This window comes from Rhodococcus sp. DN22 (assembly GCF_036669995.1).
Taxonomy (GTDB): Bacteria; Actinomycetota; Actinomycetes; order Mycobacteriales; family Mycobacteriaceae; genus Rhodococcus_F; species Rhodococcus_F erythropolis.
On record NZ_CP133326.1, the window covers coordinates 1,265,790 to 1,283,302 of the forward strand.

General features: G+C 60.4%; 18 protein-coding genes. 6 read left to right on the forward strand and 12 right to left on the reverse strand.

Annotated elements, in window-relative coordinates; translation table 11 throughout:
• Positions 1-583: 583 nt before the first annotated feature.
• Together RA302_RS05755 and RA302_RS05760 are read right to left on the reverse strand one after the other, a co-directional pair.
• Complete coding sequence (locus RA302_RS05755; RefSeq protein ID WP_092765025.1) at positions 584-1,990, reverse strand: serine hydrolase; 1,407 nt, start codon at positions 1,988-1,990, stop codon at positions 584-586.
• A gap of 184 nt (positions 1,991-2,174) precedes the next feature.
• Positions 2,175-3,062: an SAM-dependent methyltransferase gene (locus tag RA302_RS05760; RefSeq protein ID WP_020968642.1), complete on the reverse strand. Its 888-nt coding sequence runs from the start codon at positions 3,060-3,062 to the stop codon at positions 2,175-2,177.
• 285 nt (positions 3,063-3,347) lie between these two features.
• Between RA302_RS05760 and RA302_RS05765 the strand changes: the two genes are divergently transcribed.
• Positions 3,348-3,686, forward strand: coding sequence for a hypothetical protein (locus RA302_RS05765; protein ID WP_021333190.1), 339 nt, complete (start codon positions 3,348-3,350; stop codon positions 3,684-3,686).
• A 47-nt stretch (positions 3,687-3,733) separates the two neighbouring features.
• Positions 3,734-4,219, forward strand: a complete 486-nt coding sequence (locus RA302_RS05770; RefSeq protein WP_019747197.1) for an RNA polymerase subunit sigma — start codon at positions 3,734-3,736, stop codon at positions 4,217-4,219.
• A 44-nt stretch (positions 4,220-4,263) separates the two neighbouring features.
• Here the strand turns inward: RA302_RS05770 and RA302_RS05775 are convergent, their stop codons facing one another.
• The 4 genes from RA302_RS05775 to RA302_RS05790 are packed head-to-tail and all read right to left on the reverse strand — an operon-like array spanning position 4,264 to position 7,435.
• Positions 4,264-5,034, reverse strand: a complete 771-nt coding sequence (locus tag RA302_RS05775; protein ID WP_019747198.1) for a glucose 1-dehydrogenase — start codon at positions 5,032-5,034, stop codon at positions 4,264-4,266.
• A gap of 8 nt (positions 5,035-5,042) precedes the next feature.
• On the reverse strand, positions 5,043-5,618 hold the full coding sequence (locus RA302_RS05780; protein WP_019747199.1) for a TetR/AcrR family transcriptional regulator: 576 nt from the start codon (positions 5,616-5,618) through the stop codon (positions 5,043-5,045).
• Between the two features lie 51 nt (positions 5,619-5,669).
• Positions 5,670-6,197 carry an SRPBCC family protein gene (locus RA302_RS05785; RefSeq protein WP_019747200.1) on the reverse strand — a complete coding sequence of 176 codons (528 nt, stop codon included), beginning with the start codon at positions 6,195-6,197 and terminating at the stop codon, positions 5,670-5,672.
• A 50-nt stretch (positions 6,198-6,247) separates the two neighbouring features.
• On the reverse strand, positions 6,248-7,435 hold the full coding sequence (locus RA302_RS05790; protein ID WP_019747201.1) for a zinc-dependent alcohol dehydrogenase: 1,188 nt from the start codon (positions 7,433-7,435) through the stop codon (positions 6,248-6,250).
• A 185-nt stretch (positions 7,436-7,620) separates the two neighbouring features.
• Here RA302_RS05790 and RA302_RS05795 point away from each other — a divergent pair, with 185 nt between their 5' ends.
• Positions 7,621-7,767 carry a hypothetical protein gene (locus RA302_RS05795; RefSeq protein ID WP_019747202.1) on the forward strand — a complete coding sequence of 49 codons (147 nt, stop codon included), beginning with the start codon at positions 7,621-7,623 and terminating at the stop codon, positions 7,765-7,767.
• A gap of 150 nt (positions 7,768-7,917) precedes the next feature.
• Here the strand turns inward: RA302_RS05795 and RA302_RS05800 are convergent, their stop codons facing one another.
• Together RA302_RS05800 and RA302_RS05805 are read right to left on the reverse strand one after the other, a co-directional pair.
• Positions 7,918-8,556 (reverse strand): PAS and ANTAR domain-containing protein, encoded by a 639-nt coding sequence (locus RA302_RS05800; protein ID WP_019747203.1) that lies wholly within the window; start codon positions 8,554-8,556, stop codon positions 7,918-7,920.
• Between the two features lie 168 nt (positions 8,557-8,724).
• Positions 8,725-9,600 carry a haloalkane dehalogenase gene (locus RA302_RS05805; RefSeq protein WP_060938310.1) on the reverse strand — a complete coding sequence of 292 codons (876 nt, stop codon included), beginning with the start codon at positions 9,598-9,600 and terminating at the stop codon, positions 8,725-8,727.
• A 62-nt stretch (positions 9,601-9,662) separates the two neighbouring features.
• On the opposite strand from RA302_RS05805, the gene RA302_RS05810 reads away from it, so the two are divergent.
• Complete coding sequence (locus RA302_RS05810) at positions 9,663-10,121, forward strand: MarR family transcriptional regulator (protein WP_020906474.1); 459 nt, start codon at positions 9,663-9,665, stop codon at positions 10,119-10,121.
• A 12-nt stretch (positions 10,122-10,133) separates the two neighbouring features.
• Here RA302_RS05810 and RA302_RS05815 read toward each other — a convergent pair whose 3' ends face one another.
• Positions 10,134-11,006 (reverse strand): hypothetical protein, encoded by an 873-nt coding sequence (locus RA302_RS05815; RefSeq protein ID WP_042950976.1) that lies wholly within the window; start codon positions 11,004-11,006, stop codon positions 10,134-10,136.
• A 368-nt stretch (positions 11,007-11,374) separates the two neighbouring features.
• On the opposite strand from RA302_RS05815, the gene RA302_RS05820 reads away from it, so the two are divergent.
• Positions 11,375-12,751 (forward strand): wax ester/triacylglycerol synthase family O-acyltransferase, encoded by a 1,377-nt coding sequence (locus RA302_RS05820; protein WP_046378056.1) that lies wholly within the window; start codon positions 11,375-11,377, stop codon positions 12,749-12,751.
• Between the two features lie 18 nt (positions 12,752-12,769).
• Here the strand turns inward: RA302_RS05820 and RA302_RS05825 are convergent, their stop codons facing one another.
• From RA302_RS05825 to RA302_RS05835, 3 genes are read right to left on the reverse strand one after another with little or no spacing between them, the layout of a single operon-like run.
• Entirely contained in the window at positions 12,770-13,090 is a 321-nt protein-coding gene (locus RA302_RS05825) for a PPOX class F420-dependent oxidoreductase (protein ID WP_225320299.1), read from the reverse strand.
• 18 nt (positions 13,091-13,108) lie between these two features.
• On the reverse strand, positions 13,109-13,975 hold the full coding sequence (locus RA302_RS05830; RefSeq protein WP_019747212.1) for a hypothetical protein: 867 nt from the start codon (positions 13,973-13,975) through the stop codon (positions 13,109-13,111).
• Between the two features lie 12 nt (positions 13,976-13,987).
• On the reverse strand, positions 13,988-14,965 hold the full coding sequence (locus RA302_RS05835) for an HAD family hydrolase (protein WP_166501924.1): 978 nt from the start codon (positions 14,963-14,965) through the stop codon (positions 13,988-13,990).
• A 177-nt stretch (positions 14,966-15,142) separates the two neighbouring features.
• Here RA302_RS05835 and RA302_RS05840 point away from each other — a divergent pair, with 177 nt between their 5' ends.
• Positions 15,143-17,503: an arylsulfatase gene (locus tag RA302_RS05840; protein ID WP_021333201.1), complete on the forward strand. Its 2,361-nt coding sequence runs from the start codon at positions 15,143-15,145 to the stop codon at positions 17,501-17,503.
• Positions 17,504-17,513: the final 10 nt, after the last annotated feature.

Sequence of the window (17,513 nt, forward strand, 5' to 3'; positions counted from 1 at the left end):
TCCACCATGTATGTGGATGGCGCTTCTTGGAACCGGGAAAAACTGCGTGTCATCCGTGTCGAAGCTTCCTCTGCCTTGTGGTCTTGGATTGAGAGTTTCACCAGGAGGATCTTTCGTGATCGACGCGTCCGGAAATTTTTCTCAAGATTTACCCACTTGCGAATTGGGGAATTTAGTGGGTTGTGGAAAGTGGAAATATTGCGGGTGGGAGCTGTTATTTGCGGTGATTTGCTCATATCTTGCTGAGTGAGGTATTTACAACCGAAGTGCCGCGTGGTCGAGAAATAATGCTTTTCATGCTTTACATTGGAAATTGCAAGATGCACGTTTCATCCTCCAGTGTTAAACGAAAGGACGAACGCAATGGGTAGCTTGGAAGATTTCGACATCGCGACACTTCTTCAGAAGGTCATCGCATTCTTCGACGGATTCTCGTCGGACGAGACCGAGCCCCCCACGGGCTAAGACTTGGCGAAGCCGCTGTGCATCCGGATGACACTGGAAGCACAGCGGCTTCTCTGTATCCGGACCTCATCTGTCAACCCAGTCGGAGACTGTCGCGAAATCTCAACCTTCTATCGTTCTAGCTGGTCGCATCCTTCTGGATCAGGAGCATCGCGTCGTCGACCGGATCGAAGTACAGAGCCGGATCGGCAACTAGTGCAGCGTCGTCACCGTGAGTTTGCATGGTGACGACCCAGGCGCGATCGTCGTGTTCAACGTAGTAGGCACCCGCAAGGACCCCGATGGAGCTGCCGCCCTTGAATCCGCCGTAGGTGAACCATTTCGCGGACTCGTCACCGAGCGCCGGATCTTCGGCCAGTATGTCTCGAACCGGTGCACCGCTCTCGGTCTTCGCCATCTCTTGCAACGAGACCAACGCGGCACGCAGGTCGGCGGGCGAGGCGAACCAGTCGATGTCGAAAGGCCATGCGGGGGTGGTGAATGCTGACGCCGGGATGTCCACCAGGCCGCCAGGTAGTGCCGCCAGTATTGCTCGACGCTCGTCCGGGGTTCCGTCGCGCCAGGCGATACGTTGTGCGCCATCGTTGCCCCAGCCGAGTTGGAACAGTGCGCGGGTCGGCTTCAGTGGAATGTTGAGCGAAGGATCCGCCATGCCCATCGGGGCGAATTCGGCCTCGACCTGCTCGCGCCCGACAGCAGCGATCAGCATGTCGGTGGCGGTGTTGTCGCTGATCGAGATCATCTTGCCGGCGGTCTCCCGGACCGTGACTTCGGTTCCCGACGGCAGGTCCTGCATTGTCCCGCCGGGCATCGACTTGAGGTCGTCGGTGATGGTGAGCTTCTGATCCCACGAGAGTGTCCCGTTCTGGACAGCCGTCGCGACCGCGCCGAGAACGTACAGCTTGATCGTTGACCCTGTGGGCTGTGGTGAGGTGTCGCCGACACCGAAGACTTCGGCGTTCTTTCCGCCGGTGACCTCGGTGACGGTCAAGTTCGTCGGCGCGGGAAGTGCTTTGACAGCTGCCTCGAGCTCTTTCCACGATGCGGCAGGCACATGATCGTCTTTGGTCGGTGTTATCGCCATTCCAAGGACCAACCCGCTGCCGTCGACGACGACGTTTATGTCGAACGCGCCGCCGGTGGTACTGGTGATGGAAACGGTGCCGTCGGTATCGCCTCCCTTGTAATTCACTGTTGTCCAGGGCTGTCCGGCTCGGATGGAGTCGAAGTCCGGAGGCGTCAGGACAACTGGTGCGGTGGGTCCGAAGTGCTCGGCGATTTCTTCCTGGGGCAATGGCGCGCTCGTGTTGAACGCACTGAGAAGCCAGCTGATCTGCTTGCCGACGGGGCTGTCGGGGATCGTGACTGTCGTGGGTGTCTCGGTGGCGGAGACCTTTGTGCTGTTGTCCGAGGTTTGTGCAGAATCCGGCCCGGAAGTACATGCGGCGAGGGCGAATACCGCTGCGGAGGCAAGTGCCACCAGCGTGAGCGGGCGACTCTTCCTGCGTGTGTGTTCGAGTTTCATGGACTCATTTCATCAGCGTTCTCTTCGGCGCGCGTCCGTCTGAGGTGTAGACGTACTCAGCCTGAAGTACTGAATCGGTTCATCCTCGAGTGCCGTCAACTACTTGTCGTGGTGACACGCATAGTGAAGCTGGACAAAACGGAGAAATGCTGCACCCGAGTAACTTTCGTGAGGACTGCCCGAGTTAGTTCTTGGTCGCGGCCAGGAAAGAAGGCTGCGTCGACAGTGCGGCGATCTCTTCGGGGAGATCAGGAATCCGGCGATCGTACAGATCTGCCAACCCCACCGAGCTGAAGCGTCGGACGGTCCAATTGTGTTCAGTGAGCCACCGGCCGGGATCGGATCGTTTGTCGCTGTAGAACAGTTGCGAAATGTCCAGGTCTCCGAACGGGTTCTCGGCAAAGTACTTGGATCTGATGGTCGCCAGCTTCTTCGGGTCCGTGCCGGCCGGAAAGTCGTTCACTGCCAACCGACTACCAGTGGCCGAGAGTTCGTCGATCCGCTCGAACAGGGCGTCGTGGGCCGGGCCGGGGAGATAAGCGAGCAGGCCTTCTGCGGACCATGCAGTAGGTTCCTTCGGATCGAAACCGGCCTCCGCGAGCGCAGCCGGCCAGTCGTTGCGCAGATCCGTAGGCACAGTGCGTCGATCAGTTTTCGGCTGGGCGTCGCGCGCCGCGAGCACTTCGGCTTTGAACTCCAGTACCTTTGGTTGATCTACTTCGAACACTGTGGATTCTGAGTTCCAATCCAGCCGGTACGCACGCGAATCCAACCCCGCCGCAACGATTACCGCCTGCTTTACTCCGGATTCGGTTGACGACAAGAAGAATTCGTCGAAGAACCTGGTTCGCAATCCCATGAAACCGCCGAAGGGTGTGTCGTCGAGGAGTGCCGGATCTTTCAGAAGAGCTGTGAAATGCGGCTCCGCTGCAGCTTCTACGAACCACGATGCGAACTTGTCTTCGATGATCGCGTCCGAGCGGGCGCTTTCCAATGCGCGGAAGGTCGCCACTGCAAGCGCGGTGAGTCCGACGCTGCTGACGATGTCCCACGTATCTCCATCGCTCCGCATTTTCTGGGTGTCCTTCCGCTCTGGACGACTGAGCCGAACCCTCTCGACTTTACGCCCGAGCGACCCCTTGCCGCCTGGAACGGAACGGTCGGAACTGGGGCGCGAACAACCACGAGGCAGCGTCGGAACATTATGTAGTGCAAGGCGTTCGGTTTGAAATCAGCCCTGCCAGGAATCTGCCAGGGTTGTGCCAGTGGACGGCCAGGATGCAGGACTTCACTGGTGTGTGCCCCGTTCGGGACAGCCAGAGAGAGTCTGGAGAAATCTTCGGAGAAGGGATCGATCATGACACGACTATCCGCACCGGAACAACGTAGGAAGTACTTCTGGACCAAGCTCGCGGTGACGGGTGCGGTATTGACCGTACCCATTGCCGTGCTCGCCGCACCGGCCTCGGCAGATACTGTGAATCATGATGTAACACAGGCCGATAACAGTTGGTACGGAGATCAGGGGGGCGATCACTCGCACGATTGGGACCGTGGTGGAAACGGCGGCTGGAACCAGGGTGGTAACTGGAATCAGGGCAACGACTGGGGCAATCAGAACCAATGGCAAGGCGGGCAAGATCAGGCACCCGCGCCGACAGTGAACCCCTTCGCCGGACTGTTCGGATCCAGCTGATCCCCCGGCTACACGACGAATTTCGGGTCGAGAGAGATTGTAAGCCCATGTTGCAGGAAGGCTCGCTCGAGATGTTGGCCGCCGCGGCACGGAGCGGTAGCGATGAAGCCATGACCGATTTGTACGCAGTGTTTCGCCCGATGGTTGTGCTGCGGTGCCGCGCCGAGCTTGATCGGGCCGTCTCCGACTCCGCCGCGGATGCTGCATGCATCTCTGTTCTCACGGCAGTTTGTGACGGATCGGCGGCGAATCAGCCTTTCCTGCGCCTGCTGTACGTGAGTACAAGCGTCGCGATTGCTCGGGCGGCATCCGACCGGTTCAGCAGTGGGCCGCTCCCGCCTCCAACAGCGCTCCCGGTTGTCGAACGCGATGTCCTGGTGTTGCGGTTGATCGTCGGCCTCGACAGTGAGGCGACGGCAACATCGCTCGCCCGTACGACCGACCAGGTGTCACTCGACCTGCATCGTGCGCTGCAGCGCCTGCGAAAGTTGAGTTCTCCGAATGCAATCAGGGAGACGTTGGTGTCTACCTGAGGACGTTCGGAATGCGCAGGTTCAGGCGGGAACGGATCCCTGCCTTACTGGCCGGCGATGTATTCGATCGACGGTCCGGCGGTCCAACCACCGTCGACGGCGATCTCGGAACCTGTTGTGTACGAGGCATCGTCGGAAAGTAGGTAGGTGACCGCACCGACCAACTCCTCCGGGCGACCGACACGGCGATACGGATTGTTGGGGAATGCGCCCTCTTCGAGGCTGATGCCCGTCGGCGCAGTCATGGGGGTGAGGACCATGCCGGGGTGTACGGAGTTAACCCGAATCTTGTCGCGACCGAGTTCGACGGCGGCGATCTTGCTCAGCCCACGCACGCCCCACTTGGCTGCGCCGTAACCGCTGGTCAGAGCCATGCCCATCAGGCCGGCGGCCGAGGAGATGTTCACGATGGATCCGCCGCCTGCTGCCTTCATGAACGGCACCACCGTGTGGATACCGGTGTGTACGGACACCAGGTTGATCTGGATGATGCGTTGGAACGTCTCGAGCGGTTCTTCGGCGACCGTCTGGCCGGAAGCCGAGATTCCGGCATTGTTGACCAAACCGTTGATCGCGCCGAATTCGGATACCGCGTACTCGGCGGCGGACTTCCAAGACGTCGGATCGGTGACGTCGAGGTGAACGTAACGTGCTGCGTCGCCGAGAGATTCGGCCACTGCTCGGCCGTCGTCGTCGAGTAGGTCGCCGATGACGACGCGGCCGTTACCCGCGACGATGCCGCGCGCAAACGCTTCGCCCAGGCCGCGTGCGCCGCCAGTGACGAGAACGATTTTTCCGGAGAGATCCTGAGTCATGATTGTTCCTAACCTGTTGGTGTTGCGAGATATGGCTTCGAGAACGCGCCGAGCGCGCGGGTGATGGCCTTGGGTGCGGGGGTCCGGAGGTCTGCCATCTCGCGCAGTGCGGCCACTACCGCCAGTGTTGCCTGGCCCGAAGCCGCTGTCGTGTCGAGCGAGCCTTCTGGCCGATCGATCAGACGTGCAACTTCTGGGCGGATCAGTTCCATCGTCTCGAAAGTTGCTGATTCCCAAACTCTCCGGAGCGCCGCGTCGCCGAAGATGATGGGCATCAGTGACCGAGTCATCGGCTCGAAGGACTCGCCGACCGATGCGATAAAGGCCGTCTTCACTGCCGCTGAGAGTCCGTATTCGCGGGATTGCGCGCTGAGGGCGGTGGCAAGACTGCGGTTTCCCTCGTCGAGCATCGGCCAGATGCTCTCTTCCTTGGTGGCAAAGCAGCGATAGAAGGTGCGCTCGGAGATTTCTGCCCGTTCGGCGAGCTCCGCGATGGTCGTCGAAGTGTCGCCGCGTTCGACGAAAGCGGCAGCGCAACTCTGCGAGACGCGGAGAAGTAGTGCAGTGCGGCGGGCTGTTGCCATATCCGCACTGTACCAAAAGTGGCAGAAACTGCCACAAGCTGTGCCGGTCGGTCAGCCGGTGCTGCCTTCGATGCCGGATACCTCCTGCTCAACGGCGCTCTTGATGTTCAGCAGCGTCTTGCGGATGTTGCCGCGCTGAAAGTCGGCGAACGTCTTTCCGCCGGTGGCAACTTTGTCGAATATGTCGGCCGCAAAATCCGGCCAGCCCCGTCTGTCGTCGATCCACGTTTCGGTAACTCGGGTTCCACCGGGGACGGGCTGAAATCGGTACCGCCAGGTTGCAATAGCGGCAGAGATTCGTGGCGTGGCAAGGCCGATCTTGTGAACACGGAATTCGAACAGTTTCCCGGTGTCGGCAGCGGTGACGGTGCATCTTGTGGTCCACTGCGCGCGCCCACGTTTGTTGTGCCCGTCGAACTCCATACCCAGGAAAGCGCTTTCGCGGTCTCCCCGCAAGGTAGCTCCCAGGTTTTCGGGACTCCAGTCGCCCATGCGAGTGGGATCGCTGATGAGCTCGTAGAGAGAAAGCGCGTCGACATTGACGACGACGCTGTCGGAGACGGTGAGTTCGCGAGCCATTTCGGTTTCAGTTTCTTTCTGTCGAACGTGGATGGAATCGGTGCTGATTATTACCCGTGCGGTTTCAGTTGGATCTTGACCGCGCCTTCCTGCTTTTTCTGAAAGATCTCGTAGGCGTGTGGCGCCTGATCGAGCGGCAGCTGATGAGTGGAAAAGGTGTCGACGCCGAGTGGGTCGTCATCAGTGAGCAAAGGCATGATGTCGTCTACCCACTTCTTGACGTTCGCCTGACCCATCCTGAGCTGAATCTGCTTGTCGAACATAGTCATCAGCGGCAGTGGATCAACCATGCCGCCGTATACACCGATCAGAGAAATCGTCCCCCCGCGCCGAACGATGTCGATGGCCGAATAGACCGCACCGAGTCGATCGATTCCTGCGTTACGCATCGCAGGCGCGGCAAGAGCATCGGGAAGGAGTCCGACGAACTGCTGCGCGAGCTTTCCGATCGGAGACCCGTGAGCTTCCATTCCGACAGCATCGATCACCGAATCGGTTCCACGGCCGTTCGTCGCATCTCTGACTGCGTCACCGATCTTGCTGCCGTAGTCGTCGAGATTGAGGGTTTCGATCCCGCGTTCGGCAAGGCGTGCAAGGCGTTCGGGTACACGGTCCACGCCGATTACTCGAAATCCCTTGTGGTGAGCGATGCGGGCCGCCATGTCACCGATCGGTCCGAGACCGAGGATGGTCACGGACCCACCCGGCGGGATGTCGGCGTATTCAACCGACTGCCAGGCTGTGGGAAGCACGTCGGAGAGGTAGACGAATCGCGAATCCGCGGGACCTTCGGGAACTTTGATGTGTGTGAAATGTGCTTGCGGTACTCGAAGGTACTCGGCCTGCCCGCCTGGCACCGAGCCGTACAGCTCGGAGAAGCCGAACAACGCTGCGCCCGTTCCCTGATCGCGGACCTGAGTCGTCTCGCACTGTGTGTAGAGGCTCGAATCACACATGAAACAGTTGCCACACGAGATCTGGAACGGGATCACGACGCGGTCGCCTATCTCGAGATTCGTGACTTCCGAGCCGACTTCTTCGACGATGCCCATCGGTTCATGACCGAGAATGTCGCCGGCATTCATGAACGCACCCAGAGTCTCGTACAGGTGCAGATCGGATCCGCAGATATTCGTCGTGGTGACCTTGATGATCGCGTCACTGGGTTCGACGATCTTCGGGTCCGGAACCGTATCGACGCTTACTTTTCGTTTGCCTTGCCAAGTCACTGCGCGCACTGGGATCGACCTCTCATCGCGGAAATGCTGTTCGCAGTCACCTGCCCGAAAGCGCTGAAATGCAAACAAAACCGGTGAGGGTTGCGGGAAGTGCTGAGAGCGTTAGATTGAGAGGGAGGCGGGCCGAGGCTCCTGAAAGGCCGCACGCCGTATGACTGACAGGACCAAATGACGGGGATGACCGCATGACCGAGAAAGACAACAACGACCAGTCGCCCAAGGGTGGGCACCCAGGGCCCGTGGACAAGGGCGGCGACGGCGGAATGGCAACTCGAGAACAGGCGCCTGAACTGGTCGAGGAGACCTCCGAGAAGAAGTCTGACGACAAGTAGTTTCCTTTTACTCCGCGTTGGGTAACAACGGGGATAGGCCGCATCGGACCGTCCCGGAATCAATGCGGGCGAGGTTCCTCGAGGTTGAGCAGCCAGCCACGGGAACCGCCTTAAGCATCTCCCAGTTCGTGGTTCAGCCGGGTTAGAAGTTCAACCCTGTAACAGCAAGTGATCGAACCGGGTCCGCAGAAGTGTCGGGACCCGGAAATCGTCCAGCGTGCGAACTATCAACTGCTCGGCAACATCCCTGAGTTTCACGTTGGTCTCCTGCGAACGCCACACGAGGATGTCGAAAGCTCGATCGGCAGAGATTCCGTAGATCACCATGAGCATGCCTTTGGCTTGCTCGATCACCCCGCGAGAAGCAGTGATTTCGTTGACCAGCACGTCGACAGATGCTTTCACCGTGCTGTCCAGGGTTTCGGTGACGTCGATGTAGAAGCCTGAGCTGCCGACCACAGCACCCGACTCGTCCACGACGCTGTCGCCGACGACGATTACCGAGTGAGTGTCCCCTGCGGTGTCGATAATGCGGTGGCGGCTGCTGAACGGGCCGCCTGAAGTGCGGATGGCATGGAGTGTCTGGGCAACGTGTCTTCGGTCGTCGGGATGCTTGTGCGCGAGCATCAATTCCGTCGTCGGAGCCACTTGGTCGGGTTCGTATCCGTGAATCCGTGCGACTTCGTCCGACCACTCCCACCGGTCGCCGTTGCGGTGATAAAGAAAGCCGCCCACCCGGTGTGGAGCCCCCGATCCCGACGTTCGCCCCAACCCGTCCTCGTTCACCACACACGCCCCCTCGTTCTCGACCTCGTCCCAACCGGCGTACTCGCCAGTTAGTTATATCGGACAAATCCGGCGGAGGTGGTGTCGGTCCCATATTTCGGAGCACCGTCTGGATCGCTACCGCATGGGTCGGGGAAACCGGCGCTCAGAGAACGTGGCGACGGTCCCACTTCAGTCGCGGCTGAAGCAGTGTTGCCGCTGTGTCCATTCGGTGATCGCCGCCGCGATGGCCGCAGGCTGATCCTCGGGGGCGAGATGTCCTGCGGGACCGCACTGTTTCACCTCGAGGTTTGCGATATTCGATCGGCTCCACGCGACTTCGTCAGGTCCGATCATGAGAAGTTCGGCGGGGCCGCTGAAGGTGAGAAGGAGTTTGGGTACCTCGCTGCTTTCTGCGAGCCAATCGCTGTACGCCGCCACTCGTGCATTCACGTCGCCGGGACTTCCTTCGACGGGGAAGGACCGTGGCCACTCGAGAAGGGGCCGGCGACTCTCCGGCGAGGGGTAAGGGGCGCGATAGGTTTCAGCATCGGTTTCGGACAGTTCTCCGAGAACTGTTCTGTGAAGCGCAATTTCGAGGAAGAAGTTTTCGTCGAGTACCTTGGTCTCGCCGATGCCGGGAGCTCTCAGGGCCTCGACCCGCGCTCGTGCGTCTCCCGGGAAGTGCTCGTCCCAGGTCATCGGACGGAGGATCGTTTCGAAGAAGGCAACACCTCGAACGCGTTCGGGATGGCGGGCAGCCCAGTCCAGTGCAAGTGCCCCGCCCCAGTCGTGTCCGACGAGTACGACGTCGTCGAGCTCCATCTGGTCGAACCATGCGTCGAGGTAACGGGCGGTGTCGAGAAAACCGTAGTCGATTGGCGGTTTGCCCGACGCGCCCATTCCGATGAGGTCAGGGGCAAGCGCTTGGCCGAGATTTCCTATCTGCGGGAGGATGTTTCGCCACAGGTAGGAGGATGTGGGGTTCCCGTGGATAAGTACGAAGGGTGTTCCGTCTCCGCACGAGCGGTAGGCCACAGTCGAGTCGAGCACGGGAATTGTGGGCATTGCGACTCCTCAAATAGTTTCCATGTACCCTAATTTAGATAGTAGCCATGTATTCTATTTGAATGCAAGATCGAGAAATATGGACGACGGGGTCGCTGGTGTGGCACCTTGGCTTGCGCTGGCGGGCGGGGGTTGACCGAGCGATCGCGCACCTCGGGTTGACCCACGCCCAGTATTCGGTGCTCGCGTCTCTCCATGGTCTGGTGAGTGCGGGGGAGAGGCCTAGTCAGCGAGAACTCGCCGCGCACACAGGGTTGCAGCGAATCTACATATCCAAGCTCGTGCGAGCGTTGGAGAAGAGCGGGTTTGTTGTCAGCGAACGAGACAGTCGCGATGCGAGAGCCGTTTGCCTCGATCTCAGTGACGAGGGGAAACGAGTCATAGAACTCGCTAAAGACATTGTCCGCCAATTGGATGCAAAGAATACGGAAGTGCTGACGAAAACCGGTGGGCGGGAACTGGCCGAGCTCCACCGCGCCCTCGGTGCGTTACTCGACGCCACCGAAGCCGGCGATGAATGAAGTCCGACCTACTTACTTGGCGCTACGTTCGGCGGCGACGGCAGCAGGTTCGGGTGAGCCGGCCGGCTGTGGCCTGAGGCTGTCGGCACCGATGTTGTAGACGTCACTCGTCGTGGTGAGGGAGTTGGACGTGGTGGACGAGGGAAGCCCGGCGCGCCAGTTGACGATTGGATTCAGAACGCCGAACGGGCCACATCCGGAAGCTGTCGGGACGGCGAAGGGCTGTCCGGTGTGCCCGGTGTTTCGAACGACGGCAGTATCCGGGAAACCTGGAACCTCTTCGAGGACGCCGTATTCGGTCACATCCAAGTTGAGTTGAACGGGGTTGCTGTCCGAGCCCAGGTAGCATTTGCCGCCGAGGAGAGGGTTCGCGATCTTCAATTTGACGGGTAGCTTCACGCCAAGCTGAAATGCATCCACGGTGGGGAGTGCAGACGTCGACTCGACGGTGGCCGAGGCCTTGTTCAGTCCGAAGAGATTGTTGAATGGTAGGTCGATTCCGAGTGCGCCCCCGGGGATGTCGATAGGTTCGGCGTAGATCCCCCGACTGTTGTCGTTCGGTGGGATGAAGACTTGGTCGAATCCGAATTCAGCCTCTGGATTTTCTCGGTAGGCAACTCCGCCTGCGATGCGCATCGCCCCGGCGGGAATGCCGACGGAAAGCTTGCCGATCTTCATGTTTCCGCCGGTAACCGTGACGTCCATACAGGTGCTGGTCTCGGGATTGTCGATCGGACATGAATCCCAACCGCCGAAGGGGATCTCCGCTGCCGGGGCGGCTCCTGCAATGCTTGCTGACAGGCTTCCCACCGCTGTGACGGTGGCGAACACAGTTGCGGTGGCGAGTGCGCCGAAAAGCCCACGCGACGTCGAACGTCGGGACATGTATTTCTCCTTTGGGTACAACCGACCAGTCGGGATTGTGATGATGAGTGACGGTAGTCACGTGTGACTTGGATGTACAGACAATTTGAAACAATTCCGACAAAAGTATTACTGCGATCGCCTTCGCTACTACTTGTGGCTGTGAGGATTGAAATTTGTTGCAGTGCTCTGTGTCTCGTCATTCACCCACGAATCGCTGTGAGGTGCTTCGACCCGAAAAGGCGTTCGTCGACGGGAATATCGGACTCCTGTCGAATCGAGGGGGCAATGTTTTGTCGGAGTCGCCAACGAGGGAAGTCAGGGCGAGTAACTTTGTCGAACAGCGGCTGATCGGTACTCCGGGCAGCTGCCCGAGAGAACGGATCGCCATGACGCTGATGCTGCCGCTCGACTCGATGTTCCTTCTGATGGAATCGAGGGAGCATCCCATGCACGTCGGTGGCCTGTCGCTTTTCGTTCCGCCGGAAGGGGACGACGGCGAATTCGCCAGGTCGCTCTACCGTTCGCTCACCGACGTCGACTCGATTCGCCCCCTCTTCCGTCGCAAGCCGGTGCAGTTCTTGTCGAACTTCGCGCCGGTGCGTTGGACGGAGGACGCAGACGTCGATCTCGAGTATCACGTCCGGTTGCTCGCGCTGCCCAAGCCGGGTCGAGTCCGCGAGTTGCTCGAGCTGACCTCCATGCTCCACGGCACGCTGCTCGATCGGCACCGGCCGCTGTGGGAGGCGTACGTGATCGAAGGTCTCGCCGACGGCCGAGTTGCCGTGTACATGAAGACGCACCATGCACTCATGGATGGTGTGTCTGCTGTTCAGGCGTGGTACCGCAGCCTCTCGTCGGACCCGCTCGATCGAGAATCGATGCCTCCGTGGGCGCAGCGACCTTCTTCGGGGCGGGTTCGAGCCAGTCGCGGGCTGGACCTGCAGAGGCGGATGGGCTCCGTGATCGAGACCGTGCAAGATGTGGTCGGGGTGGGCCCAGCGATTGTGAACGCCGCTGCCTCGGCGGTGAAGGACCACGTCGCACCGTTACCGTTCGCTGCTCCGAAATCGATCTTCAACGTCCCGATCACCGGCGCGAGGCGTGTCGCCGCGCAGTCGTGGCCGATCGAGCGCCTGCGCAAGGTCAGTTGCGTTGCAGACGTGACGCTCAACGATGCGGTGTTGGCTATGTGCGCGGGCGCGCTGCGGCGTTACTTGATCGAACTGGACGAGTTGCCGGACAAACCGTTGATCGCGATGGTGCCGGTATCACTTCGTAAAGGCGATGAGGGTGAGGCTTCCGGCAATGCTGTTGGTGCGGTGTTGTGTGATCTGGCAACCGAATTGGCGGATCCGGCGGCCAGACTTCAGAGAGTTCACGACTCGATGAGTAGCGCCAAGTCCCTGATGTCGGGACTGACGCCCCTTCAGATCACGGCGCTCAGTGCATTGAACGTCGCGGGCCTCGGGTTGCCGCTGATCCCTGGTTCATCCCGACTGATCACTGGGCGCCCAGTCTTCAATCTGGTGATTTCCAACGTCCCCGGCCCGACGACGACGCGATACTGGAATGGCGCGAAGCTCGAGAGCTGTTATCCGGCATCGATTCCGTTGGACGGGCAGGCAATGAACATCACTGTCATCGGCTACGCGGACACCATGCAGTTCGGTCTCGTCGGCTGCCGCCGCAATGTTCCGCACCTGCAGCGGCTCCTGGGCCACCTCGAGGAATCACTGAGTGAACTCGAAGCCGCCGCAGGCTGATCAATTCGATTCGGGCATTCAGACGTCACGTCCGTTCACGACCAACTGGTGGACGTCCAGTTCTTTGTCGTCGAGGCCGAAGCTGATGATGCGTTCGGGGTGGATACGGATGATCGGTGCGTCGAGACCATGCGCACCAGCACCCGTAACATCCAAAGCCTCTGCCCGTCCACGGATTTCGACACACCTGACCCGCCATGGATCTACAGATGCGATGTCGTCCACGACAAACGCGATCCGCCCGTTCTCCGCGACATTGTGAAACTTACGGCTGCCCGTCATGTTGTAACCGCTGATGTCGATCGTGGCTGTATCCGGGGGAACTGCTGTAGAGGTCAAGATCTCCGAACGTGCAACTCATTCCGTCTCGTCAAGGCCCTCTTCTGCTTCGTCGACCCGGCGCTCGGCTTCGCGAAGCTCATCCTCGGACTCTCGAACCGCGACGCCGGCAGCCTTCTCGGTGTTCTTGGCGAACTGTCGTTCCTGTTCTGCGTGTTCGAGATCGGCGCGGAGTTCTTCGATGCGGCGGTCGAGGTCGGACAGCTTTGACCTGGCATCCTCGAACTGGGCGGTCTCGGCCTTGACCCGTCGTCGGATTTTCTCGAGGTCTGCCCTGGCTTCCGTCAATTCTGCTTTCGCCTTGGCTTGTTCGGCCTTGTGATCCGGAGCAGTGGATTTGGCCGGAGCGCTGTCTTCGGTGTGGATCGCAGGGGCATCGTGTACGGAATCCTCCTCCACTACAGCAAGTCCCGCCGGCCCGAAACCGCTGTAACTGGCAGCGGTCACAACTCGTCCGAGTCGGACCTGCGCGGCAGTCTCCTCGTCGGACAGGGCGGCATTGAGGGTCTGCGCGACATCACGTAACGCATCCTCACCGGCATTCTTTCCACGCGAAGCCGCGATCTCACCGGATTTGTGGGCGAGACTTCGCACCACCTGCTGCCTCTGTGTCGTCAGCCGTCGCAAGTCCTGACCTGAGAGATGGCGTTGGGCGTCGCGTAGCGATTCGCCAAGCGCGAGAAGTGCATCCAGATCTTCGGATAGATTGCGCGAAATGAGATTGACCAACCATCCCACGGTGGTTGGCTTCCGAAGTTTTCCGATCTCCGCGGCCAGTGTGCGGTCGTTGTCCTCCCGGGCAGCCTTCACATGCTTTGTACGCGCCTCGACGAACTCGCCGGGGTCGAGGCCGTAGAGTTCGTCGGCGACATCATCGAGGGTCACACGTCCATACTGTCATTCGGCGAGTGGTTCGAAGACTGTCTTCCAGTCGTTTTTGATGCTCACCACTGTCCACCCGTTTGCGCGCGAGGCGTCGAGTGCTTGCTCGGCTCCGTCCACGTAGTCGAACTCGCGTTCCGGATCGTCATGGAGCACCAGAAGACGAAGTGCCGGAATGTTCGGGTGTTCGGCGAACTGCAACATCGGTAGGTCACCGTTGCTGTTTCCGGCCGCGATGACAGGTCGTCGGCCGATTCGGTTCCATATCTGTACGGGCTTGGCCGGCCCGTCGTCGACGACATCGGTTTGGGGCTGACGAAGGATCGTGCCGCTGTGGCCGTCGTCCTTCCACGTCAATGCCACGCCGCTGCCGATGACGCGATCTCGGTGGATGCCGTAGACCTCCTGACTGATCGGCCGCATGAAATCACGTCCGCCGCCAGAGACTATGTAGTTGGAGAAGCCTTTCGCCGCAAGGTAATCGAGCAACTCCACCATGGGCGAATAGCTGCAGTGCAAATATTTGCGATCGAGAGTGGGATGCGAAGCAGTGCGCAGGTAGGTATCGGCGTGGGTTTCGAATTCGTCGACTGTGACTTCGGCGAATGCCGCCAGGACACCGGCCGCGAGCACCTTCAGTGCGCTGTCGTCGCCGCGATAGTGCTTCGAGATCACATCGTTCAACCAGGCGTAGTCCTGCTCGAAGGCCGCCTGCCACGGTTGACGGTTGCGAAGAGTCGGATCCTGGTTGGTCATCTCGACGAGGCGGCGCAAGATGAAGTCGAGTTGGATCGGCATCGGCTTCTCACACCACAGAGTTCCGTCGTTGTCGAAGACTGCGATCCGGTCTTCCGGTGCGATTTCGTCCGGACTTCCCTCAGTCGTCGCGCGTTCGACGAATTGCCTGATGGCCTGTTTCGGCGTGCCGTCCTGCCAGCTCGGAAGCGGGTCAGGGTTATCGGAGGTGGAGGCTTCAACGAATTGACTGCTCATGTGGTCCCTGGCTTCCAGTGAGGCGATGACAGACCCGGCACTTTCATACTCGGACCTCCTGCCGAAGATGGCATCGCCCATTTCGGGCGACAGCGCTTCGGTGAGCACAATCGGGGTATGCGATTGACCATGCAGCCGTAGAGGCTGGCATTCAGATCACCTACAAGGAGCCAGGTCATGGCCAACGCATTCAAAGGCGTCGTCAACCTCGATATTCGCGATTCGATTCCCGACTGGAGCCCGTACGAGCAGCCGAAGGCTGCCGCCGGCACGCCGAACATTCTCTACATCGTTCTCGACGACGTCGGATTCGGCGCCTTGGGTTGCTACGGGGGACCGATCGAGACGCCGAACATCGACCGCATCGCGGGCAACGGATTGCGGTACGGGCAGTGGCACACCACAGCGCTGTGCTCACCGACGCGATCGTGTCTGCTCACCGGCCGGAACCACACGACCAACGGAATGGCTTGCATCAGTGAGTGCGCGGTCGGGTTTCCCGGCGGGAACGGTCACATCCCTCCCGAATGTGCCACGCTCGCCGAGGTTCTGGTCGAGCAGGGGTTCAGTACCGCGATGGTCGGGAAATGGCACCTCTGCGCCGAAGACGAGATGAATCTTGCTTCCACGAAACGGAATTGGCCGGTCGGTCGCGGATTCGAGCGGTTCTACGGCTTTCTCGGTGCCGAGACCAATCAGTGGTATCCCGACCTCGTCCACGACAACCACCCCGTCGAACAGCCGTCGACGCCGGAAGAGGGGTATCACTTCAGCGTCGACATCACCGACAGAGCGCTCGAATACATCGGCGACGTGAAGTCGATAGCTCCGGACCGGCCTGTATTTCTCTACTACGCACCCGGGTGCGCACACGCTCCACATCACGCGCCCCGCGAATGGGCCGATCGCTACGCGGGCAGGTTCGACGCAGGGTACGAAGCCATGCGGGATGAGATTCTGGCGAGGCAGAAGGACATGGGACTTGTCCCGAACGACACGACTCTGCCCTCACTCAACCCGATAGGCACTCCTGACACCCGCACCGGACCTGACGGCGAACCGTTCCCGCCGCTGGATTTCACCCGCCCCTGGGACACCCTCTCCGCTGACGAGCAGCGACTGTTCTCACGGATGGCGGAGGTGTACGCGGGCTTCCTCTCGCACTGCGACGATCAGATCGGACGCCTGCTCGAATACCTCGAAGAAATCGAGCAGCTGGACAACACGATCATCGTGGTGGTTTCCGACAACGGTGCCAGTGGTGAGGGCGGACCCGACGGTTCTGTCAACGAGAACAAAATCGCGAACGGGGTACCCGACGACCTCGCCGAGAACCTGGCAAAGCTGGACGAGTTGGGCAGCACCGAGACGTACAACCACTATCCCAACGGGTGGGCGATGGCGTTCAACACGCCCTTCAAGATGTGGAAGCGGTACTCGTTCAACGGCGGAACCTGCGACCCCTGCATCATCTCGTGGCCGGAGGGCATCGACGCCCGAGGTGAGATTCGAGATCAGTACCACCATGCCATCGACGTCGTCCCGACTCTGCTCGACTGCGTCGGTGTCGACTTGCCCGACACGGTGAAGGGATACACCCAGCACCCGATCCAAGGCGTGAGCATGCGGTACAGCTTCGACGCAGGCAACATCCCCACCGCCAAGCACACCCAGTTCTATTCGATGCTCGGAGGACGAGGGATTTGGCATGACGGGTGGAAGGCCGTCACCACGCACCCGACTCTGAGCGGGTGGGGTCATTTCTCGGAAGACACCTGGGAGCTCTACCACACGGAGGTGGACCGAGCCGAGCTCCGGAACCTTGCCGGCGAAGAACCCGGCAGGCTCGCCGAGCTCGTGGGGTTGTGGTTCCACGAGGCCGGCGCCAATCAAGCTCTGCCACTGGATGATCGGTCCGGCGTCGAACTCCTCACCACACCTCGCCCCCAGCTGGCTCCGCCGCGCAACCGGTACGTCTACCGTCCAGGGGGAGCCGAGGTACCGGAAGCCGTCGCTGTCAACCTTCGTAATCGTTCATACTCGATCGGGGCAGTTGTCGACTTGGCCGAACCGGGTGCGGCCGGTGTGCTGTTCTCGCATGGCGGCAGGTTCGGTGGTCACTCGCTGTACGTCAAGGACAACCGACTGCATTACGTGTACAACTTCCTCGGCAGTGAACAGCAGAAGATCGATGCCACCGAAGACCTTCCCATCGGCGAAAATGTGATCTTGGCAGCAACTTTCGACAAGGAAGGTGAGGATCCGCCGGGCACTGCGCACGGGGTGCTCGGCCTCTACTACGGCGATCGGAAAGTCGGTGAGGGCAGAATCCGCACTCAGCCAGGCAAGTTCAGCATCGGCGGCGGCGAAGGGCTCAATGCAGGCCGTGACAGCGGGGAGCCGGTGACCGACGACTACCCGGGTACCTCACCATGGGCGTTTACCGGTGGAACGCTCAGCCGGGTGGCGATCGACGTCAGTGGGGAACCGTACGTCGACCTCGAACGCGAAGCAGTGGCGATGCTCTCGCGTGAATGACAGATCTGCG